Below are 21,401 nucleotides of genomic sequence, written 5' to 3'. Positions count from 1 at the left end.
TTTGACTGCGTTTTGTGTAATTACCTTTATTGATTAAATATAATGATTCCAGATTTTCAAAAAATAATGCGTCCATTTTTAAACATTATTTCTGATGGATTAGAGCACACAACTTCTGAAACAAATGAGAAGATAGCAGCTCATTTCAAATTGAGTGAAGAGGAATTAAATCAATACTTACCAAGTGGTGTTGCTAAAACATTTCCTAATAGAGTTGCATGGGCTAAGTCTTATTTCAAAATGGCAGGATTGCTTGAAAATACTAAACGAAGTAGTTTTAAAATTACAGAAGCCGGAAAGCAATTCCTTAAGGATAACCCAACCGAAATAACTATTAAAATTTTGAAAACGTTACCTGCTTTTTTAGAAAGGACAGGACGTTCAAAAGATGAAGGTATTTCTGTAGATATTGATAACACTCAATCCGACGCTACACCAGAAGAAATTTTGGAAAGTAGTTATTTGACTATTCGAAAAAACCTTTCTCAAGAATTATTGTTAAAAGTAAAAAGTTGCACCCCATCTTTTTTCGAAAGTTTAGTTGTCGAGCTGTTAGTCAAAATGGGTTATGGTGGTTCTATTCAAGATGCTGGTCGTTCAATTGGTCGCTCAGGCGATGAAGGGATTGATGGGATTATTAAAGAAGACAGATTGGGTTTAGATGTAATATATATTCAAGCGAAAAGATGGGAAGGCGTTGTTGGTCGGCCAGAAATTCAAAAGTTTATTGGGGCTTTAGCAGGACAAGGAGCGAAGAAAGGTGTTTTTATTACAACTTCACGATTTACGAATGAGGCTAAGGAATATCATCCTAAAAATGATACAAAAATTGTATTAATTGATGGGGAACAATTAACTGATTTAATGATTGATTTCAATTTAGCTGTATCTAAAGTAAATACGTTTGAGATTAAACGTATAGATAATGATTATTTTGGTGAAGAATAGCTAGAGCTCACTTTAGACTCGTATCTATTATTTTGCAGTCTTCGACTGCGTTTTGTATAAACCTCATTACATTTATTTAAGTCGATTTCAAATTTATGAATCCATTAAAAAAAGAGCGCCAGCAACTAGCGAAAGCAATATTAGAAATATACGCTGTTTATATTAGTACGGGAGAAGAAAAAGAACCGATGACAATATCTTTACCAGATTTATCTAGAATGGCAGGGTTACCTCAAGAGTTTACGGAGAATGTATTGATTGAATTTATTGGTGAGAAAATCATCAATATGCAAGAGAGCGCCATTACAATTACGGATGAAAAAGTATTGAAGAAAATTGCTGGGTGAACCTCTCTCTGGCGAACGAATCAGACTCGTGTCTATTATTTTGCAGTCAATGACTGCATTTGTTTATTACAACAGTGATATTTCAATTGTATACTTTCGATGCAAACTTCCTTTAAGCAAATAAGACCCGATAAGGATATCGTAGATAGAGATGGTTCTGTAGCTATTATGATTTTTGCTTTTATATCGGTTGGGCTTATTGTGTTCCTGATTAAAGTAGTTGACCTTCATCCATTATTGATTTTTTTCATCGTATTGCCCATCTTATTGTTTGGAAAGTCTGCAACTAGGAAATATTACGGTGACTGGGCAAAGCAAACTGATATTGTAGGGCAACTTATTTTTGATTTAGATTTTATACAATGGATGAATAATGGTACAGAAGAAACACTTCCAGTATCGAATATTCAAAAGTTAAAATTGAGATATAATTATATTCAAGGTGATTCATTTGGCTATAAAGATATCACACATAATGGGCTTGCGCAGATTGAAATTCATATTGATTCTTGTCTACCAATTCACATTAAATTTTTGATAGTAACAACGGATGAATTAAATAATTTAATTCCGATCTGGAAAGAATATTACAAACGAGGTATTATCGTGAAAGAATATATGGGGAAATATGAATTTCGAACAATTCTTTTTAAAAGTGATATAATGCCTTCTGGAAAAATGCAGGAACTAAAGAAAGAGTTAAATGTCGAAAACTTTTATGTATGATGGTTGGTAGTTTAATTGAATATACGAATGCCTATGAATCAACTTTTGTTGCAATTAAACGTGCCGAATCTTGCCTTAAAGGTTGATTTAATAAATTGGATGATTTAAAAAGCTGAAAAGTTGCTCTTATAATCCGCGACACAGCTTTCATTGCCGTTGGCTTTAGCCAACGAATTAAGTGAAATTGCAAATAACTTTAACGCTCAATACCACCCATGTCCACCAACAACATCTCGCTTGTATTCTCCCGCGACGGCTCACACACCTTGTTTGATTCTGTATTGAATGAATCCTACCATTCCAAACACGGAGCCTTTCAAGAATCCATACATGTATACATTGAACACGGTTTATTAATTTTTAAAGAACTTGAAAAAGTTGTCTTACTTGAAGTGGGCTTCGGTACAGGTCTTAACGCCTTACTTACGTGGAATAAAGCTGAGGCATTAAAATTGAAGGTTGAATACCATACGTTGGAACCCTATCCGATAGTCGAAGAAGTAACTTCTCAGTTAAATTATCCATCTCTTTTAGGCGAACCCGAATCTTCCGAGCGCTTCAAACGCTTGCATGCAGCTGCTTGGGAAGAAAAAGTGGAACTGTCTGAATACTTTACAATCTATAAATATAAGACTACACTAGAAGAAAAATCCTTGCCTATAAATACATTCAACGTTTGTTACTTTGATGCCTTTGCCCCAAACCATCAAGATGATATTTGGTCAGAAACGAATTTTAAAAAGATATATGATAGTTTGATTCACGGCGGTATACTCACAACCTACTGTGCGCAGTCTGTCTTTAAAAGAACCTTACGAGCCGCAGGTTTTACGGTTGAAAAAAGACCCGGACCGAAGTGGAAGAAGGAGATGACCTGGGGGCTGAAGTGAAAAAATCAAAACATAAATTCCCCAAAAAATAAAATCTATCACGTCATTAGCCAGATTTTAAACGCAGAAAATTTACTTAAGATAGACCATTACTGATATACGTGATTTAATAGGTATTTATTACTCCCTATTTGGTAGGAAATGCCACTCTTGCGGAGATGATTTTTTAGTTCACATATTCATGAATATTTTTTGTGGAAAAGCTAACATAATATAGTTTTGTTTTAAATGTTGCTTTTAACATGTTGTATTCAAGTTGTTCTAATATTTTAATGTGATTATTTCAATGTTCAATTAAATTTAAAATTGAACTGGAAATCTTATCATTCAAATTTCAATAATCTAAAATTTTATTTATTACCTTCGAGAAAAAATCATATTCTATGAAAAAAGTACTTTTACTAATCAGTTTTTTAACAACCGTTAGTTCTTTTGCGCAAGATGAATGCTCGTCAGCACTTACCTTAACGCCCGCGAATACGTGTCAAACAACCAGTGGAACATTAACGGGTGCTACCACCACAACTATAACAACGGATTGTAGTGGTTATTTTGATGTATTCTATAAATTCGTGGCTACAGCCGTTGCGGTTGACGTTACTTTAGCACCTGCTGAAAATTCTAGTTTAGATTTGAAATTAAGTGTATTTGATGCCTGTGGATCATTTTATATTGATTGTATAGACCAAACAAAATCGGGAGGTATCGAACGTTTAAAGTTAAAAGAATTAACCCTAGGTACAACCTATTATATTAAAGTTTCAAATTATTTGGCAATGCTACCTGCAAACTCTGATTTTACAATTTGTGTTGTAAATGTGTTGCGTCCAATTAATGATGAGTGTGCAACGGCAACATTATTGACTCCTTCAATTACCTGCTCACCAGTAGTGTCTGGTAGTTTATTAAATGCAACTACAACAGTTCTTACAACTTCTTCTTGCGCAAATGGCAATTCAGATGTTTTTTATAAGTTTGTGGCAAATGCACCTACGACAACAGTCGTAGCAACAGCTGGTGTTGGTATTGACCTTATGTTGAATGCATACAGTGAATGTGGCGGTACATATATTAATTGTGCAGACAATACAAGTGATGGCGAAAATGAACTGTTGTACTTGTCAGACTTGATTGTTGGGGAGACGTATTATATTAAAGTAGCAGATTATGGTATATCGTTTTTGCCGACAAGTTTTGATTTTACGATATGTATTTCAAGTACACCCAATGTGGTTACCACTCCAATGAATGATGAATGCTCAGGTGCTATTTCAATAACGCCCACTACAACTTGCGCAAATCCAGTTTTAGGTACGCTTGCAAACGCTACAACATCAACCATAACAACGCAATGCCCAGGCTTTTTAGATGTTTTTTATAAATTTACAGCAACTGCTAGTTCGGCAACAGTAACTGCAGCTCCTTCAGATAATATAGATGCTATAGTAGGTGTTTTCTCTACTTGTGGAGGGGCACCTATTCAATGTGTAGATGAAAATCCATTAATGGGTGGCGCTGAAGTTGCGACACTTAATAATTTATCTATCGGTACTACCTATTTTATAAAAGTGTCTAATTATTATACAAGTACTACTTCAAATACCTTTACTATTTGTGTTCAAAATAATACTACTACGGCAACTACGAATACTTCTGCTTTAAGTACGATTCAATTATTCCCAAATCCTACGCAGAATGTATTGAATGTTTCAAACATTACGACTAGTACTCGTGTTGAATTGATTGAATTGAATGGAAAGACACTTTTAACTGAAATGATTTCGAGCGAAACTCAGTTGGATTTAGGAAACTATTCTGCAGGTGTTTATATCCTTAAACTCACTGTAGATGGTGTAACCGAAAACAGACGTGTTGTTTTAAGTAAATAATCCATTCTTATTAAATAACAAAAATGCTCTACTTGACGAATGTTAGGTAGAGCATTTTTGTTGTCAAAAACTTTAGAGGTTTTCTCTGTTAGATATACAGCTTTAATAATTAAACATCAGGTGATGGATAACACACCTATGAGGTTTCGTATGAGAGTCTTCAACCCATCGGATAATAAAAATGTACGACTTTTTGAGATTGCGCACCAGTTGAACGATAAAAATCAAGCAGGTGCTCATCTGTTTCAATAGCATGTACAAATATTTCTTCCACATCCGTTTCTTGACAATAATCTTTAATACCTAAAATGAGTTTTTTACCAATGCCTTTGTTTTGAAACCGTTTGCTCACCGCTATATCATAAATATATACCAAGGGCGTTTCTGAATAATATTGCATTAAACTGTAAGCAGTAAGTCCGCCTACAATCTTTCCTTCAGATACGGCAACAAAAACATAGAAATCTTCTTTTTCTAACAATCCTTCCAAATACATTCTACTCGGAGCTTGGACGTTTTTTATTTCAAATACCTCTTCAAATAGATCTAGCAATTCAATGAATTCGTCTATGTGGTAGGGGCTAAGTTTTTGGATTTCGATACGCATGGTGGAAATTAAACAACAAATGACAAAAAACAAATTCCAAACCGTTAACGTCGTCGAGGTTTTAAACCTCGACGACGTTAATGATAAACTAAACCACCACTCGCGCCAGTCTTTAGCGAAGCGGTGACTGGTGTGTATCATTCTGTAGTCTTTGACTACTATTTAACCACCACCACTTTTTTAATCGCTTTCAATTCTTCAGCAATCAATTGACCTTCTTCTTCAATATCGTAATCATCTTGCAAGCCCAGCCAGAATTTAGCACTGTTGCCAAAGTATTTACTAAGGCGTAAAGCAGTGTCCGCGGTAATGCGTCTACGTCCTTTGGTAATTTCGCTTACACGTGTTTGCGGAATGCCGATTTCTTTTGCCAGTCTGTACGAAGAAATTTCCATTGGAATTAAAAATTCTTCCATTAACACTTCTCCGGGGTGAATGTTGGGTAGCTTTTTCATAAGTCTATTATTTATGATAATCTAATATTGAAAAAATAAAAAATATTTCCTAATCAAGAATGTCGCCGAGGTTGTTCTTGCTAAAATTCTTTGCTTAATTCGATTAACTTCAATGCTTGTTCATGCATTTGATTTTTTCCATCAATGATTTTTTGATGTAATTCTAAATCTGTGAATTCATTAATAGTAAAGTCCTTTCCATCAAATGTTGTTTTATAGAGTGCAAGGGTGAACACTATTTGAAGAATTAAATTATAATGTTTTATTAATATGTCGATATCTTGAATAAAGTCTTCTTTGGTAAGTTTTATCTTTTCGTTTTCAGGGAGATGGATATAAGAGACATGTTTTGGTTCTTTTTTTGGAAATCCATCATAATGCTTATTGCAAATTGTTATCCAATTTAAACGATTAATCGAAGATGAATTTTTCCAGTCTTTAATTTTATAATTAAAAGTTAGCTCTATGTATTTTGTTAATGATGTGCTTGTTTCGTTAAGTTCCGAAATTAATAATTCAGCATTAACAATCACATCATTAACGTAATTTTCATATTTGTGAAACATGCCGATGTATCCCAATCGAATAGTTTCATAATAATTTTCCTTTAAGTCTTCTTTAGAAATTACTAATAAGTGCTTGTATTTCGATTTTTGTATTTCATTAGCATCGTCAATTACTGATTTTGAAGCAGCAAGAATATAATAGTTGGTGAAAAGAGTTTTGAATGAGTGTATCTCTCCAAATCTCTTTACAATAAAATTAAAAATTTCCTTTCCTTTTTTATCTTCTTGAATTAGGTTGAAATTTGTTATTTGAGCAAACTCTTGGGTTAGTTTGTCAATGAAAATATCATATCTATTTTGATGCTTCATAATTAAAAATTAATGTTTGTTTACAGCCGTACACTGCTTGTACTTTTTATGAAATTAATCCCACTTGCGCAAGTCTTTAGCGAAGCGGTGACTGGTGTATATTATTCCGTAGTGCTTTGAATACTCTTAAAAATACCTTACCTTCTCAGCAAACTCCTTCGCAAAGTAAGTCAGTAAAATCTTCGCCCCGGCGCGTTTCATGCTCAATAAAGTTTCAAGCATCACCTTGTCGTTATCTAACCAACCGTTGGCTGCAGCGGCTTTTACCATCGCATATTCTCCACTTACGTTGTAGGCTGCTATTGGTAAATCAAATTGATCGTATAAGGTTTTGATAACATCTAAATAGGCTAGGGCAGGTTTAACCATAATCATGTCTGCACCTTCTTGCACGTCTAACTCTGCTTCAAGCAAGGCTTCGGTAACATTTGCGGGATCCATTTGATAGGTTTTTTTATCGCCTGCTTTGGGAGCAGAGTCTAAGGCATCTCTAAACGGACCGTAAAAAGCACTTGCATATTTTGCCGTGTAGGCCATGATGGATGTGTTGGTAAGATCGTTGTCATCTAACATGTCACGAATAAAACCAACGCGACCGTCCATCATATCTGATGGTCCGACGATGTCTGCACCCGCTTGCGCTTGTGCAACCGCCATTTTGCCCAACACAATTAATGTGGGGTCATTTACAATTTCACCATTCACTACGATTCCATCGTGCCCGTCAGAAGAGTAGGGGTCAAGCGCAACATCCGTCATCAAACAGCATTCCGGGAAACGTTTTTTGATTTCACGAATGGCTTTCAAGTACATGTTTTCTTGATAACTAATGGATCCGTGTGAATCTTTTACATCGTCCGGAAAGTGCGGAAACAATACAAACGAGCGCAAGCCTAAATTCATACAGCTGTCGATTTCGCGTAATAGATTATCTTCTGAAAAACGCAAGATACCCGGCATCGAAGCAATCTCTGTTTTAATATTTGTTCCACCTGTTAAGAAAAGTGGGAACATAAGATCTTCGGTATATACACGGTGTTCTTTTACCAACTGACGAACAGCTTCTGATTTACGGTTTCTTCTTGGACGGCGCATTTTGTTAGTGTAAAGTGTTAAAGGAGTTTTAAGTACTGAGTACGGAGTACAAAGTACTTAAAACTCCTTTTTAAATTTTAAATCTTAAATATGTATTTGAATTTCCTAGCATTAGAGTACTCCGTACTTGGTACTCTGTACTTAGTACTTCTTAGAAACTCATCAATGTTTTCTCAATAATATCGCAGCACTCATTTATTTGGTCTTCATTGATAACCAATGGAGGTGCAAAACGAATGATGTCGCCGTGGGTTGGTTTTGCAAGCAAACCATTTTCCATAAGTTTAATACATACATCCCATGCAGTACGTCCATCTGCTGTTGGCTTGATGATGATTGCGTTTAACAATCCTTTACCGCGAACCAATGTAATGTGATCGCATTTTTCTTTCAATGCATTCATTCTGTCGCGGAAAATTTCTCCCATGGCAGCTGCATTGTCAATCATTCCTTCGTCCATCAAAACGGCTAAGGACTCAACCATAACCGCACAGGCCAATGGGTTTCCACCGTAGGTAGAACCATGTTCGCCCGGCTTAATAGTCAACATGATTTCATCTGAAGTAAGTACACACGATACAGGATATGTTCCGCCAGAGATTGCTTTTCCTAAGATCAACATGTCAGGTTGTACGCCTTCGTGATTGCAAGCTGTTAATTTACCTGTTCTGCCGCAACCTGTTTGTACTTCGTCCATCATTAAGATTACATTGTATTGTGTACATAATTCTTGTGCTTTTTTCAAATAGCCATCGCCTGGTACAAACACACCTGCTTCGCCTTGAATCGGCTCAACCCAGAAGCCACAAACGTTTGGATTCTTAAGTGCTTCTTCCAAAGCTGTAACATCATTGTAAGGAATGATGTGGTAACCCGGCATAAACGGACCGAAGTTATTTCTTGAATCAGGATCCGTAGAGGCAGATATGATTCCTGTTGTACGTCCGTGGAAGTTTCCTTCTACGGCAACAATCACCGCTTTATCTGTTGGGATGCCTTTTACTTGGTATCCCCATTTACGCACTAATTTTATAGCAGACTCATTTGCTTCCGCGCCTGAGTTCATTAATAATGCTTTATCGTAACCGAATAAATCACAGATGAACTTTTCTGCTTCACCTAATTTATCGTTGTAGAATGCACGAGACGTAAGCGTTAATTTTTGCGCTTGCTCAATCATCGCATTGATAATACGTGGGTGGCAGTGGCCTTGGTTTACGGCACTGTATGCAGAAAGGAAATCGTAATAATGCTTTCCGTTAACATCCCAAACGTGAACACCTTCTCCTTTGGCTAAAACCACCGGAAGCGGATGATAGTTATGTGCGCCATATTTATCTTCAAGTTCGATAGCCTGCTGACTAAGAGATACAGTAGTGTTCATAATGTGATTGTTTTAAAGTATTTTTATAGTATAGCCGTTGATCCATTAAAGCCTCAAAACGGCTTACAAAGGTACAAAAAATAGATGGAAGAAGGATGGGAGAGATGTGTAAAATAATGGTACGGATGTTAATATAGCATTTCTTTGTTACGTTACCTCGGTCTGTGTGCCACCATAGCCGTTAACCTAAGGAAATGTGTGATTCCGCTGGAGTCGGTAATTCTTATATATTCCATTTTATAAATATTTGACTCCTCCGGATTCATTACCAACAGGTTAAAGTTTTATTAAGTTTATAGTTTGATATAAATTTCCATGTTTTAAAACGAAACTGTCAAATTTAAACTAATGATTGTTAGAAATGGCTCCAGAGGAATCAAATATTTATAGTAAAACATAGCCAGAAACAAATCGACTCCAGCGTAGTCGTATATCCAATTCTGAATAAAAGCTTAAGTTGACGGCTGTGGTGTGACACAGACCGAGGTAAAAGAGCTTAGATATAACAGTTTTGCACTTTTCTAATAATCTCTAATTAGTATTTCTTATATGGTTTCCATACAGTTCCCATACAGTTACTATACAGTTACTATACAGTTACTATACAGTTACTATAACCGATCCTTTTTAGATATAAACTGGATTATTTTTATTGCGATCCTTAATGAGCAAGGGTATGGATCGTAATGTTGTACCAATTTTGAAAACGTAAACTAGCTGTATATTTTACGTTTTATTAGGGAGGGGGCATTACATACATTGAAATCGTATTCTTTTAAAATGCTAAATTTGACGAATAGGGCACTTATTTAGCTCTTTTTTCCACAATAGGTGATTTTTAACAATAATTTTAGAGTACGGCTTGGTCTTTAAGGGATTTTTTCAGATATTTGCAACCCTATTAGCATTTAGAATTGTATTGTCATGGCCAGAGTTTGTCAAATAACAGGAAAGAAAACAAAATCAGGGTTCAATGTATCTCACGCGAACAATAAGACGAAGAGAACATTTGCACCTAATATTCAGAAGAAGCGTTTCTTCCTTTCCGAAGAAAACAGATGGGTAACATTAAAGTTATCTGCAAAAGCGATTAAGACCATTAGTTCAAAAGGTTTGGCTGCAGTTTTGGAAAAAGCTTCAGCTTTAGGTTACCTTAAAAAATATTAGTAATCATGGCAAAAAAAGGAAACAGAATCCAAGTTATCATGGAATGTACAGAGCACAAAGCTACAGGTTTACCTGGTACAAGCCGTCACATAACAACTAAAAACCGTAAGAATACGCCAGAGCGTATCGAGTTGAAAAAATACAACGCGGTTCTTAAAAAATATACACTTCACAAAGAAATTAAATAATCACTTACTACTATGGCAAAGAAGGTAGTTGCGTCTCTTAAGAGTACAGATCCTAACAAAGGTTTCTCGAAAATAATTAGAGCAGTAAAACTAAAAACAACCGGTGCATATTCTTTCAAAGAAGAAATAGTTCCAATTGCAGATGTTCAAGAAGCTTTGAAAAAGTAATTCTTTTACGGTTGCATAATCTTATGGAAAAAGTCCCTTTTGGGACTTTTTTTGTTTTATATTTGTTATGTAGCTTGAAAGTAGCTTATTGATTTAGAAACAAGCAATTATGGGTTTATTTAGTTTTTTTTCAAAAGAGAAAAAAGAAACATTAGATAAAGGATTAGAAAAAACCAAAACCAGTTTTTTTTCAAAACTGAGTAAGGCTATTCTGGGTAAAACCGAAGTGGACGATGAGGTTTTGGATAATTTGGAAGAAGTATTGGTTTCTTCTGATGTGGGAATTGAAACGACATTGAAAATTATTGGTCGCATACAAGATCGTGCTAAAACAGACAAGTATGTAAGCACAAGTGATCTCAATAAAATTCTAAAAGAAGAAATTGTTAACTTGTTGGTTGGAGATGCAATTCCTGATAATCAAGAATTTGAAATCCCTGAAACAAATGGTGTTCCGTATGTAATTATGGTTGTTGGTGTAAATGGTGTTGGCAAAACAACCACTATTGGCAAACTCGCATCCCATTATCACAAACATGGTAAAAAAGTTGTCTTGGGTGCTGCGGATACATTTAGAGCAGCAGCTGTTGAACAATTGCAATTATGGGGAGCGCGTGTTGGCGTACCTGTTATTGCGCACGGAATGAATACTGATCCTGCAGCAGTTGCGTTTGATGCAGTGAAACAAGCCGTAGATATGAAGGCTGATGTAGTGATTATAGACACAGCAGGCAGGTTGCATACGAAAGTGAACTTAATGAATGAACTTTCTAAAATTAAACGTGTGATTCAAAAGTTTATTCCCGAAGCGCCGCATGATGTTATGTTGGTGTTGGATGGAAGTACAGGGCAGAATGCTGTTATACAAGCTAGAGAGTTTACAAAAGCAACAGCTGTTACTTCCTTAGCAATTACGAAATTAGACGGTACCGCTAAAGGTGGCGTTGTTATTGGAATTTCAGATCAGTTTCAAATACCTGTTCGATATATTGGAGTTGGAGAAAGAATGGAAGATCTGCAAGTATTTAATAAACATGAATTTGTTGATTCGTTGTTTCAAGGTGCTGAATAAATTACAATTATTTTTTTTAGGGTTGATTCTTTTTGTTTCATGCAGAGAGAGTCAATTGTCGTTTAATACAAATAGAGAAACCGACCCCGCTGAACCGAAACAGGGCGTTAAAGGTAAAGTTATTTTCAAAGAAGGGACCTTCGATTTGAAAGGACATTTATTAAGTAACGGAACGGCAGTGGGCGTTCAGCGTAAAATATATTTCTATCCGTTAACAGGTTTACAAGAAGTAGATCTTTCTTACGGAACCTTTGTGAATTCTATACATACAGAAGTGTTGGATTCCATTAAATCAGATAAAAATGGAAATTTTGCTGGTAGTTTACCACCAGGAATGTATTCCATCTTCATTGATGAAAACAATCGATTGTATTCGCATATAAGCGATGATGGATTGTTTTTACCAGTAACAGTTTATAAAGACTCGGTTAGTGATGTAACGATTTACATCGATTATAATGCAACATACACAGAATAAAAAATACCTAACGTGAAAGTAAAAGGAAATAAAACAACGAAAGTTAATATTGTAACGCTTGGTTGTTCTAAAAATTTAGTTGATTCCGAAAATCTATTAACGCAATTGCGCGGCAATGGAATTGAGGCTGAACACGAATCGAAGAAAGATAATTCGAATGTGGTTATCATCAATACCTGTGGCTTTATTGATAATGCAAAACAAGAATCCATTGATACCATCTTACGTTATGTAGATGCGAAAGAAAATGGATTGATTGATAAAATATATGTTTCAGGGTGCTTATCCCAACGCTACAAAGACGATCTAGAAAGAGAGATGCCTCAAGTAGATGCATTTTTCGGTTCGAATGAATTGCCTGCGATCCTTAAAAAATTCAAAGCAGATTACAAGCATGAATTGATTGGGGAACGTTTGCTAACTACTCCGTCCCATTATGCGTATGTGAAGATTGCAGAAGGGTGCGATCGTCCCTGTTCATTCTGCGCCATTCCTGTAATGCGTGGCGTGCACGTTTCTACACCGATGGAAGATTTGGTGAAGCAAGCGAAAAACATGGCTGCAAAAGGAACAAAAGAATTGATATTGATTGCACAAGATCTTACGTATTATGGTCTTGATATTTATAAAAAAAGAAACCTGTCAGACTTATTAAAAAACCTATCCGATGTAGAAGGCATCGATTGGATTCGTTTGCAATATGCCTACCCATCAGGCTTTCCATTGGATGTATTGGATGTAATGGCAGAGCGTAGTAATATTTGTAAGTATATTGATATGCCACTACAGCACGGATCAACTGAAATGCTGAAGTTGATGCGCAGAGGAATTGACCGTCCGAAAACAGAAGACCTAATCAAAACCATTCGTGATAAAGTTCCTGGTATTGCTTTCAGAACCACGATGATTATTGGTCACCCGGGCGAGACAGAAAAAGAATTTGACGAATTACGTTCGTTTGTGGAAGAGCAACGCTTTGATCGATTGGGTGCATTTACGTATTCGCACGAGGAGCATACGCATTCGTATTCAATGGAAGATACAATTCCGCAAGAAGTAAAAGAAGAACGTCAGGCTGAAATTATGGCGATTCAAGAAGGCATCTCTGCTGAATTGAATGAAGCAAAAATTGGCAATACCTACAAAGTATTGTTCGATCGCAAAGAAGGCGGTTACTTCATCGGTCGTACCGAGCATGACAGTCCGGAGGTAGATAACGAAGTAATGGTGTCTGCTAAAGATCAGTACGTGCGCGTAGGTGATTTTGCGAATGTAAAAATAAACGATGCTGCGGAGTTTGATTTGTTTGGTGAGATCGTTAAGTAGGAACTTAAATTCCAAAAGACAAAAAACAAATTCCAAACGGAAGAAATAACAAAGACTCTTTATTCTGGTTTATCTTTTAAAAACCACAATAAAGAGTTTTCAGTATAAATAATCAAAAAATATTCTTTTTGAAATTCTAATATCAAAAAAAGCGTTTATTCTAGTTGTTTGGAATTTGTTTTTTGTTACTTGGAATTTTCTAACAGAAGTAATTTATTAAGAAAGAACAATAAGACATGTCCGATAAACCAACCATTGAGCAACTGCTCGCCAACATATCCATCGAATCCTTAAATCAAATGCAAGAAGATTCGCTTGCGGCAAATGCCAAATCAAGTGATGTAATCTTACTATCGCCAACAGGTTCTGGGAAAACATTGGGTTTCTTATTGCCCGTTTTTGAAAAACTATCTGTTTCTTCAAATGCGATACAAGCGTTGGTTTTAGTGCCTTCGAGAGAATTGGCTTTACAAATTGAAAGTGTTTTCAAAAGTTTGAAAACAGGTTTTAAAGTAACCTGCTGTTATGGCGGCCACCCGATGGATGTGGAAGAGAATAATCTTGCACAGTCGCCTGCAATTTTAATTGGTACACCCGGTAGAATTGTGGATCACATCAATCGTAAAAATATAAATCTAGACGATGTGAAAACATTGGTATTAGATGAGTTTGACAAATCCCTTGAAATGGGTTTCCAAGAAGACATGGGAATCATTATAGGGAAACTTACGAACGTAAAAAAACGCATCTTAACTTCTGCGACACAAGCGATCAAGATACCTGAATTCACAGGGATGCAGTCTCCTGTTACCTTGAATTACATCACCGGACAAGCGAGCGGTTTGTCTGTTAAAACAGTTCTTTCAGATTCAAAAGATAAATTTGATACCTTATTGCGTTTGCTTTGTCAGATTGGAAACGAATCGGTGATTGTGTTTTGCAACCAACGCGACGAAGTGGAAAATGTGTGTACCTACTTAACCGATAATGGAATTATAAATAATAATTTCCACGGTGGTTTGGATCAACGCTATCGTGAAAGTACTTTAACGAAATTCAGAAACGGCAGCACCAATGTGTTGGTAACAACCGATCTTGCTTCTAGAGGCCTTGATATACCAGATGTAAAGCATGTGGTTCATTATCAAATGCCGCATAAGATAGATGCATTTACACACAGAAACGGACGTACAGCACGTATGGGTTCAACAGGCACTGCGTATATGTTGTTACACAAAGATGTATTGTTACCCGATTACATTACGTCTAAACCTGATATTTTAAAATTGTCGGATGAAAAAATTCGTCCATTATTGCCTCAATGGGAAACCTTGTTTATCAGTGCAGGCAAAAAAGACAAAATTAATAAAATTGATATCGTAGGATTCTTATCTAAAAAAGGTTTGTTAGAAAAAGACGAACTAGGTTTGATTGAAGTAAAAGACGAGTTTGCGTATGCGGCGGTAAAACGTTCAAAGGTAGAGTCGGTTATTAAATTGGTGAAAGAAGAAAAAATAAAAGGTAGAAAAGTAAAGATTGAAATTGCCCGCATTACACCAAAGTTTGAAAGCGATAAAGGAGCGACAATCATCAAGCCAAACCGATATTAAAATCAACATTATATAAATAAAGCCTCAATAGACATAAAAATCTATTGAGGCTTTTTTGCGAAACCGTATATTAAAAATGAATATTAGGGAGGAAATACATAATAACATACCAGACGAACGTTGGTGTAAAAAAATACAAAGAAAGGCTGCTATATGCAGAAATAAATTGTGTTGTTTTTTTTCTTCGAATCAATCGTATTATATGATACATTAGTAGGAAGAGTACTAAAAATATAAGATTCAATATAAAAGGGAATAATAATAAAACAGTTAAGTATAATCCTGATTTAATAGGTTGTCCCATAAATAATCCGAATAGCAAACCAATACTGAAAAATGAAATATAAATAACCATCCAGTATTTAAGTACTTGAATAAAACGTTTTTTTGCAGAACCAACTATTGGTTTTTCAATGTCTATTTTTTTGTTCCAACTTATTTTTTTTGTTCGTTTGAAATACAATAATCCACCAGAAATAACAAGGATTGATACGAATATCCCACTCAAAGAATAAATAATCTTTGTAGTCCATCCACCAAAATTTCCGAAGTGAAACGATACACAACTATTTAATGCTTTCATTAATTCAGTTTCGGATTTGCCAGAGAGCTTTATTTTTTCACCGGTTTTTGTATCTAATAATACACGTGTAAATTCTCCTATTGCGCCGTTCTTATAGGTAGGGGTATTGTAATGAAATTGAATTTTATCTTTCAGTAACGTAATGTTGTTTAATCGCTCTGTGCTGTCTGATTTATACGAAATGGATTTAGCGAGCATCATATCTATATTATAGTTAATAGCTTCTATCTGTAAAATGGACGGCTTTATTGGTCCGCTGAATGCAGAAGGGAAGGTGATAATCAAAGCTGTCGTGCCCATCAACGAGCAAAATGCAAGGGATAGCAATCCAATATTATTGTGCCAATTGACAAGTGATTTTAGTTCAAATTTAGAATTGAAAGATAGAATCTTGTAGATTGATTTTCTGTAGATCCAGAATCCAGTTATACTTACACAAACCAATGAGAAGCTTAGTATGAAATTAAAGACCATGCCAGTATAGCGCGTCATTAATAAATAAATATGCAAGTCTTCTACTACATGTAGCCAGCGGTCTGGTAGTTGCTGCCAACCTGCTTTTGTATAATAGATGTGAATTTCTTCTTCGATATTATCTTTTTTAAACATATAGGCTTTATATGTTTCATTGCTGTAAGTAGGAGGGTAGATACGCAATAGAAAGTAGTCTGTATATTTCGCTGTAGCTTCTTTGTACAATACATCATATGTTTGTATGGGTTGCGCACCTTCAAAAGCATATAATTCAGGATAAACAATTGGCTCCAGTTCTTCTTTAAAACATAAAACAGATCCGGTTACGGATAAGATCAATAAACCAATACCTGCAAGTATGCCTGCCCAAGAATGTATTAAATAAATCTGTTTTTTTTGAATAGACATATTTAGTATCGGATGGTATAAGTGATTGAAGCAGTACGTCCCCGACCTGCTACGTAATATAAACTAGCTGCTGCAAATTGAGAGATGGCAGGGAAGTAGAAGGTATTTAATACATTGTTTACACCCAAACTTAAATCTCCTTTCCAGATTTTGTAATTTACAATCAAGTCAAACAAGGTATACGAATTGACATTGCCCATACCAAAACTCTGTACTTGATTGTCGAATCGCTTTCTGTTCCCAGCGTATACGCCTTGAGCAATTATACGGATTTTTTGTGTGACGTCGTATGATATTTTTCCTGTAACCTTAGGTGGTGCAATGCGCGTTCCCTGCAGATAGTTATTATATGTACCATCGTTTTCGTAATCTACTTTTCCTTCTACATACGAAGCCGTCGCATTAAATTGCCATTTTTTTAGTGTGTACGTAACTTCTGATTCTACTCCATATACATGTTCGGGAGCACGTTGTACATCAAGAGATGTACCGATTAGCGTAACACCAAACTTGGATGTGTTATAAAATCCAACTGCAGAAACCAGTAATCGTTTTCCGATTCGCGAATCAAATCCCATTTCATAATTATTTACTAATTGAGCTTTAGGTTTTAAATCGGTAACTTTTGTTGCTGCTGTTTGTCTTAATTCACGGCCTACTTCTGTAGTTGCGTACCCTTGTCCGAAAGAAGCAAACGGAGAAAAATAACGAACAATATTGTAACGAATGCCTGCATTAAATAATAGTTGATTGTATTGAAGTGTTCCACCTTCAACAAAATGGCCAGGTGTAGTAGTGCTTAATGTTGTAAAGTCAGAAACTTTTAGCTGTATTGTTTCATAACGTGCGCCACCCCGGATAATTACTTTTCGAAATTTCTGTTGCATTTGTATAAAAGGAGCCAGATTCAATTGAGTTATTGGCGGCACCCAAACTCTGCCATCTGTTAATTGCTGCGTTGTGATGTCTGAAATAATGTCTAAACCATAGTCTAGCGAATTTCCTTTCAATGGTGTTTTTGTTTTAAAATCGATGCGAGTACCGATTTTGTCTGATTCAATATAGGTTTGTGCGGATGTATTTCCATTAAATGCCGGAAAATACGCAGAGTTGGGATCGTATGGAAAACGTGCGTACGATTGTTGGTAGTAAGCCAAAACGTTCAATGATGTTTTTCCGATAAATGTATTGTTTCTATACCGAAGTGTTGTGTTCAATGTTTTGTTGGCTGTTCCCAATTCATCAGGATAAGCCCCGCGTGTTCTGGCTGTAGCTTTTGAAACACCGTATACTCCGGCAACTGCATTATATCCGGCAGTTTGTAAACTGTTGTAATAATTTACGGAACCCTCAATGGATGATGCAGAATCAATGTTGTAGCCGAGCTTTCCCTGAATATTATAATTGTTCGTATTTGCCATGCCGCCTTGCCCCAAAGGATCAAGCGGAATTGTGGATCCTTTTGCATCATAGTATTTTCCGATATGTTCAATAGTACCTCCCAAATTGAAATACACATTTTTCTTTTGTCCAGAGATTTGTTGAGAAAGCCTACCACCCAGCGGACTGCTTTTTAAATACGCATCGTTGTTAAATACCAATGACGTATTTCCAGAAATCGAACTTATAAATTGAATCGTGTCTTTGTTATAGAGCGGTCGTTTAGTAACCATATTTACAATACCACCTGTTGAACCATAACCATATAATGCAGTTGTTCCTCGTACTACTTCAATTTGTTCAATTGCAGATACATCAATAGATCGTAACTCACGAGATGAACTTCGTACAGGCGTGGATTGAGGAACTCCATCAATCAATACCAACATGTCTCTACCTCGTATGCCTTGCCCATATGTGCTGGCAGACTCTGTGCTAACAGCCATACCAGGTACTGTTTTACTTAACATTTCATTCAGGTTGGAATTTATTGATGTTTGTTCTATGATTTTTTTATTGTCGAGTATGGTTATTGAAATAACTTCTTCTTCACGCTTTCCAAATCGGTCTGCATATACAGTTATTTCTTCTGCTGGATTTTCTTCTAGATATATCTTGTAAACATTTGCATTTAATATAATTTGTGAAGTAGATCTAAAACCTAAAGCCCTTACAGTTAGTTGATATGAGCTGTCGGTTAGATTCGTGAAAATGAAATGCCCATTTTCATCAGTCGTATTCTGTTGGATTTGTAAGCCCTTATGTTCTAATCGTAGATATGCAAAAGGGATACTCGTTGAATCTGTACGGGAGTAAATAAAGCCTGATACTTGATTTTGGGACGACGCACTGAAACAATACGTTTGAATGAATAGAATTAAGAAGAATATACGCATGGATGAATCTAATTGAATTGGGAAGTCAAATTTCGCTAATGTTTTGGAGTTGAATTAATCCTAAACGGATTTATAATAGGCGAATTCGTATAATGTAATAGTCCGTTTTAGTATATTTTTTATACAAATTGGCACATCTAATACTATATAAGTAGTAATATTTTTGCAGGAAATAAAACAAAATAAAACTATGTTTAAATATTATATCCTTGCGTTTGCAATTGCCAGTTCACTATTTGTTTCTTGCAAAAAAGATAATGAGGATGCACCAGCTCCTACACTAGTAATTCCTAAAAATACCAGCGTACTTATTGTGAATGCGATAAGTGATAATTCTTCGGCCATTTCATTCAAGTTGGACAATGATGCCATAGCTACTGTTGGTTCAGACTCTTATTCGGCGTATATACGAACTACCGAAGGTACGCACAATTTAATATTTACTATCGGTGGTACTTCCAAAACATTGCCTGTAACGATTGAACAAGACAAGTACTATACCCTTGTTGTTTATGGTACATCAGCACAGCCTTCCGTAACAGTAATTGAAGATGTTATTGGAACGCCAGCGCCAACGGGGCAGTTTGCCTATCGTTATTTGAATGTATACGATTCAAGTATTGTTAAAACTATTTCTTCTCAAGCATATTATCCAACATATGCATTGTGGGCAACGGTTACTGGTACGCATGAAAATATAGCTTTTGGTACTGCAAGTGCATTTGGAAATTACACAGCTGGTATTGAAGCGCAGTGGAGAATAATTGAATCAGGTACTGAAACGGATGAGCCTCTTGCGGGTTATAAATCAGGTTCTACACATATTGTGTATGCTCCAACAGATAAAGCGCTTGGTACCGAAGGCGAGCATTTTACGTATGTTATTTTCGGTCACGGAACAGTAGGGAGTTATAAATTAATTGTTCATGAAGATCAAGTGGTAAAATAATCTTTGTTTGAAATTGATCTGTTTGAGTAAATAGTGGTGCAAAAAAGCGCCACTATTTTTTTTCTAAGTAGGTAGATGTGTTTTCTGTAAGGTGCATTTGATGATTAAGCAGCTACCACTAACTTCCTATATTTGCCTGGCGTTACTCCAAATTTCTTACGGAACGAGTGTATGTATTTGCTAGGGCATTGATAGCCGATGGCGTAAGCAATCTCACTGATCGGACAGCTTTTTTCTTTTAACATCACACACGATGTACATAAGCGCTGCTCTACAATATAATTATGTACGGTGGTATTGAATTGTTCTTTGAATCCTTTCTTTAATTTGAATTCATTCAAACAGACAATCTTCGAAAGCTCTTTTAAGGTTGTGGGTGTGCTTATATTTTGATCAATGTATTCTTTTGCATGCAATAGTTTTGGGATATCCAGAGAGGTTAGGTAGGCTTGTTTGATTGAATTGTCCAACAGTTCTTCCGTAGAAACAGTGATCTCTTTAACTAAGTTTAATGCTTGTGATAGTAATTGTAATTTTTGTGTAATAGGATGATCGTCCGTTTTAGCAAGTGTTTCTGTAATTGAATTCAAAATTTGATATATCTGAACAGGAATCTGACTTTTGAAAATAACGTTTTCTGAACTCTCTAAAAAAGATTTAATTTTTCTTCGTGTTTCTTCTGTACCCGGCATCGTAGCAAGCAATTTTCTGATAACAGGTTTATGAAAGCTGATATCAATTGAGTAGATGCGTTTTTGTTTTGGTAGAATTGTATTGATCGCACCCTTTTTAAAAAACAATCCTCTACAGATTCCTTTCTGTATTGACTCTTCTTCTTCCGTGTAGTTTGTTCCCACAGTATAATCACCTTCTAGATAAAAGCTGAGTTTGAAATATTCAATATCTATTAATGATTTAAATATTAAAGGTTCTTTAATAATTAAATCATGTATGGTGAATGTAATTCCTTTATCAATTTCAATTCCTATGATACTTCCTTCAACTTGCAGATGATTAATTACCACCTTGCTTACTTTATTTTCAAGTGTATATTCAGCAGAAAGGCTTGAACTTACTTTTTTTAGAAAATCGTGAATGGTAAAGTTTTTCATTTTGAATTTATTGTAGTTAATTTTAATTAGTCTAAATTAATTTAATTATTGAAATAATCAAAATTATGCCTATTTAATTATAAATAACAGTAATATGTTCTTGAAATAGTTAAATTAGTTTATTTTTCTATATTTTAAAATTGTATTATTTTAATAATTCAAAATTCGGAATGGAACATAATTTTTCCCGAAATGCACATTGCAACGGCTGTTTTCAGCATACTTTTGTCACATACTCACACTAGAGGAAAATTGTATGTATACAAAAGTAAGAAATTCGATAGGCAGTTTGTTTGTACGAAATAAGAGCAACC

At 35.5% G+C, this 21,401-nt stretch carries 21 protein-coding genes; 13 read left to right on the top strand and 8 right to left on the bottom strand.

The features are described from left to right. The first annotated feature begins 42 nt into the window (after nucleotides 1–42). The 5 genes from Q0543_RS14025 to Q0543_RS14005 all read left to right on the top strand — a co-directional run bounded on the left by Q0543_RS14025 (nucleotide 43) and on the right by Q0543_RS14005 (nucleotide 4,800). On the top strand, nucleotides 43–948 hold the full coding sequence (locus Q0543_RS14025) for a restriction endonuclease (RefSeq protein WP_299254366.1): 906 nt from the start codon (nucleotides 43–45) through the stop codon (nucleotides 946–948). Between the two features lie 95 nt (nucleotides 949–1,043). Continuing rightward, complete coding sequence (locus tag Q0543_RS14020) at nucleotides 1,044–1,295, top strand: hypothetical protein (RefSeq protein WP_299254363.1); 252 nt, start codon at nucleotides 1,044–1,046, stop codon at nucleotides 1,293–1,295. Between the two features lie 99 nt (nucleotides 1,296–1,394). Next, nucleotides 1,395–2,021: a hypothetical protein gene (locus Q0543_RS14015; RefSeq protein WP_299254360.1), complete on the top strand. Its 627-nt coding sequence runs from the start codon at nucleotides 1,395–1,397 to the stop codon at nucleotides 2,019–2,021. Between the two features lie 215 nt (nucleotides 2,022–2,236). Continuing rightward, a complete protein-coding gene (gene mnmD, locus Q0543_RS14010) occupies nucleotides 2,237–2,911 on the top strand; it encodes a tRNA (5-methylaminomethyl-2-thiouridine)(34)-methyltransferase MnmD (protein WP_299254357.1) in 675 nt (224 codons plus the stop codon). A gap of 383 nt (nucleotides 2,912–3,294) precedes the next feature. Further along, nucleotides 3,295–4,800, top strand: coding sequence for a T9SS type A sorting domain-containing protein (locus tag Q0543_RS14005; RefSeq protein WP_299254354.1), 1,506 nt, complete (start codon nucleotides 3,295–3,297; stop codon nucleotides 4,798–4,800). A gap of 160 nt (nucleotides 4,801–4,960) precedes the next feature. On the opposite strand, the gene Q0543_RS14000 is transcribed toward Q0543_RS14005, so the two are convergent. From Q0543_RS14000 to rocD, 5 genes are all read right to left on the bottom strand, one after another. Continuing rightward, complete coding sequence (locus Q0543_RS14000) at nucleotides 4,961–5,407, bottom strand: GNAT family N-acetyltransferase (protein ID WP_299254351.1); 447 nt, start codon at nucleotides 5,405–5,407, stop codon at nucleotides 4,961–4,963. A gap of 158 nt (nucleotides 5,408–5,565) precedes the next feature. Continuing rightward, nucleotides 5,566–5,862 (bottom strand): HigA family addiction module antitoxin, encoded by a 297-nt coding sequence (locus Q0543_RS13995; protein ID WP_299254348.1) that lies wholly within the window; start codon nucleotides 5,860–5,862, stop codon nucleotides 5,566–5,568. Nucleotides 5,863–5,942: 80 nt separating this feature from the next. Continuing rightward, entirely contained in the window at nucleotides 5,943–6,737 is a 795-nt protein-coding gene (locus Q0543_RS13990) for a hypothetical protein (protein ID WP_299254345.1), read from the bottom strand. A 126-nt stretch (nucleotides 6,738–6,863) separates the two neighbouring features. After that, the gene (hemB, locus tag Q0543_RS13985; RefSeq protein ID WP_299254342.1) at nucleotides 6,864–7,832 is read right to left on the bottom strand and encodes a porphobilinogen synthase; all 969 of its coding nucleotides are present in this window, start codon (nucleotides 7,830–7,832) and stop codon (nucleotides 6,864–6,866) included. 151 nt (nucleotides 7,833–7,983) lie between these two features. Further along, a complete protein-coding gene (gene rocD / locus Q0543_RS13980; protein WP_299254339.1) occupies nucleotides 7,984–9,216 on the bottom strand; it encodes an ornithine--oxo-acid transaminase in 1,233 nt (410 codons plus the stop codon). Between the two features lie 924 nt (nucleotides 9,217–10,140). Between rocD and rpmB the strand changes: the two genes are divergently transcribed. From rpmB to Q0543_RS13945, 7 genes are all read left to right on the top strand, one after another. Next, complete coding sequence (gene rpmB / locus Q0543_RS13975) at nucleotides 10,141–10,383, top strand: 50S ribosomal protein L28 (RefSeq protein WP_299254336.1); 243 nt, start codon at nucleotides 10,141–10,143, stop codon at nucleotides 10,381–10,383. A 5-nt stretch (nucleotides 10,384–10,388) separates the two neighbouring features. Then, entirely contained in the window at nucleotides 10,389–10,571 is a 183-nt protein-coding gene (gene rpmG, locus Q0543_RS13970; RefSeq protein WP_299254333.1) for a 50S ribosomal protein L33, read from the top strand. A gap of 12 nt (nucleotides 10,572–10,583) precedes the next feature. Further along, the gene (locus Q0543_RS13965; protein ID WP_299254330.1) at nucleotides 10,584–10,739 is read left to right on the top strand and encodes a DUF4295 family protein; all 156 of its coding nucleotides are present in this window, start codon (nucleotides 10,584–10,586) and stop codon (nucleotides 10,737–10,739) included. A 109-nt stretch (nucleotides 10,740–10,848) separates the two neighbouring features. Beyond that, a complete protein-coding gene (gene ftsY / locus Q0543_RS13960) occupies nucleotides 10,849–11,811 on the top strand; it encodes a signal recognition particle-docking protein FtsY (RefSeq protein WP_299254327.1) in 963 nt (320 codons plus the stop codon). Beyond that, nucleotides 11,801–12,289 carry a hypothetical protein gene (locus Q0543_RS13955; protein ID WP_299254322.1) on the top strand — a complete coding sequence of 163 codons (489 nt, stop codon included), beginning with the start codon at nucleotides 11,801–11,803 and terminating at the stop codon, nucleotides 12,287–12,289. The genes ftsY and Q0543_RS13955 overlap by 11 nt, the downstream gene beginning before the upstream one ends. A 12-nt stretch (nucleotides 12,290–12,301) precedes the next feature. Then, nucleotides 12,302–13,615 carry a 30S ribosomal protein S12 methylthiotransferase RimO gene (gene rimO / locus Q0543_RS13950; protein WP_299254319.1) on the top strand — a complete coding sequence of 438 codons (1,314 nt, stop codon included), beginning with the start codon at nucleotides 12,302–12,304 and terminating at the stop codon, nucleotides 13,613–13,615. A gap of 236 nt (nucleotides 13,616–13,851) precedes the next feature. Beyond that, complete coding sequence (locus Q0543_RS13945; protein ID WP_299254317.1) at nucleotides 13,852–15,225, top strand: DEAD/DEAH box helicase; 1,374 nt, start codon at nucleotides 13,852–13,854, stop codon at nucleotides 15,223–15,225. 70 nt (nucleotides 15,226–15,295) lie between these two features. On the opposite strand, the gene Q0543_RS13940 is transcribed toward Q0543_RS13945, so the two are convergent. Beyond that, complete coding sequence (locus Q0543_RS13940) at nucleotides 15,296–16,690, bottom strand: PepSY-associated TM helix domain-containing protein (RefSeq protein WP_299254314.1); 1,395 nt, start codon at nucleotides 16,688–16,690, stop codon at nucleotides 15,296–15,298. Between the two features lie 2 nt (nucleotides 16,691–16,692). Then, on the bottom strand, nucleotides 16,693–19,026 hold the full coding sequence (locus Q0543_RS13935; RefSeq protein WP_299254311.1) for a TonB-dependent receptor: 2,334 nt from the start codon (nucleotides 19,024–19,026) through the stop codon (nucleotides 16,693–16,695). A 190-nt stretch (nucleotides 19,027–19,216) separates the two neighbouring features. On the opposite strand from Q0543_RS13935, the gene Q0543_RS13930 reads away from it, so the two are divergent. Further along, nucleotides 19,217–19,975, top strand: a complete 759-nt coding sequence (locus tag Q0543_RS13930) for a DUF4397 domain-containing protein (RefSeq protein ID WP_299254308.1) — start codon at nucleotides 19,217–19,219, stop codon at nucleotides 19,973–19,975. Nucleotides 19,976–20,079: 104 nt separating this feature from the next. On the opposite strand, the gene Q0543_RS13925 is transcribed toward Q0543_RS13930, so the two are convergent. Beyond that, complete coding sequence (locus tag Q0543_RS13925) at nucleotides 20,080–21,087, bottom strand: AraC family transcriptional regulator (protein ID WP_299254305.1); 1,008 nt, start codon at nucleotides 21,085–21,087, stop codon at nucleotides 20,080–20,082. Between the last annotated feature and the right edge of the window lie 314 nt (nucleotides 21,088–21,401).

It is taken from the genome of uncultured Cytophaga sp., assembly GCF_937863595.1.
Classification (GTDB): Bacteria; Bacteroidota; Bacteroidia; order Cytophagales; family Cytophagaceae; genus Cytophaga.
This window is presented reverse-complemented; position numbering and strand designations above follow the sequence as displayed.

Bases quoted from the DNA above. Each gene is read 5' to 3' on its own strand.
- Q0543_RS14005 (WP_299254354.1), top strand. From the start codon at position 3,295: ATGAAAAAAGTACTTTTACTAATCAGTTTTTTAACAACCGTTAGTTCT.
- Q0543_RS13995 (WP_299254348.1), bottom strand. From the start codon at position 5,862: ATGAAAAAGCTACCCAACATTCACCCCGGAGAAGTGTTAATGGAAGAA.
- rpmG (WP_299254333.1), top strand. From the start codon at position 10,389: ATGGCAAAAAAAGGAAACAGAATCCAAGTTATCATGGAATGTACAGAG.
- Q0543_RS14015 (WP_299254360.1), top strand. From the start codon at position 1,395: ATGCAAACTTCCTTTAAGCAAATAAGACCCGATAAGGATATCGTAGAT.
- Q0543_RS14025 (WP_299254366.1), top strand. From the start codon at position 43: ATGATTCCAGATTTTCAAAAAATAATGCGTCCATTTTTAAACATTATT.
- Q0543_RS14000 (WP_299254351.1), bottom strand. From the start codon at position 5,407: ATGCGTATCGAAATCCAAAAACTTAGCCCCTACCACATAGACGAATTC.
- ftsY (WP_299254327.1), top strand. From the start codon at position 10,849: ATGGGTTTATTTAGTTTTTTTTCAAAAGAGAAAAAAGAAACATTAGAT.
- hemB (WP_299254342.1), bottom strand. From the start codon at position 7,832: ATGCGCCGTCCAAGAAGAAACCGTAAATCAGAAGCTGTTCGTCAGTTG.
- Q0543_RS13940 (WP_299254314.1), bottom strand. From the start codon at position 16,690: ATGTCTATTCAAAAAAAACAGATTTATTTAATACATTCTTGGGCAGGC.
- Q0543_RS13925 (WP_299254305.1), bottom strand. From the start codon at position 21,087: ATGAAAAACTTTACCATTCACGATTTTCTAAAAAAAGTAAGTTCAAGC.
- Q0543_RS13935 (WP_299254311.1), bottom strand. From the start codon at position 19,026: ATGCGTATATTCTTCTTAATTCTATTCATTCAAACGTATTGTTTCAGT.
- rocD (WP_299254339.1), bottom strand. From the start codon at position 9,216: ATGAACACTACTGTATCTCTTAGTCAGCAGGCTATCGAACTTGAAGAT.
- Q0543_RS14020 (WP_299254363.1), top strand. From the start codon at position 1,044: ATGAATCCATTAAAAAAAGAGCGCCAGCAACTAGCGAAAGCAATATTA.
- Q0543_RS13965 (WP_299254330.1), top strand. From the start codon at position 10,584: ATGGCAAAGAAGGTAGTTGCGTCTCTTAAGAGTACAGATCCTAACAAA.
- Q0543_RS13945 (WP_299254317.1), top strand. From the start codon at position 13,852: ATGTCCGATAAACCAACCATTGAGCAACTGCTCGCCAACATATCCATC.
- Q0543_RS13990 (WP_299254345.1), bottom strand. From the start codon at position 6,737: ATGAAGCATCAAAATAGATATGATATTTTCATTGACAAACTAACCCAA.
- mnmD (WP_299254357.1), top strand. From the start codon at position 2,237: ATGTCCACCAACAACATCTCGCTTGTATTCTCCCGCGACGGCTCACAC.
- Q0543_RS13930 (WP_299254308.1), top strand. From the start codon at position 19,217: ATGTTTAAATATTATATCCTTGCGTTTGCAATTGCCAGTTCACTATTT.
- rpmB (WP_299254336.1), top strand. From the start codon at position 10,141: ATGGCCAGAGTTTGTCAAATAACAGGAAAGAAAACAAAATCAGGGTTC.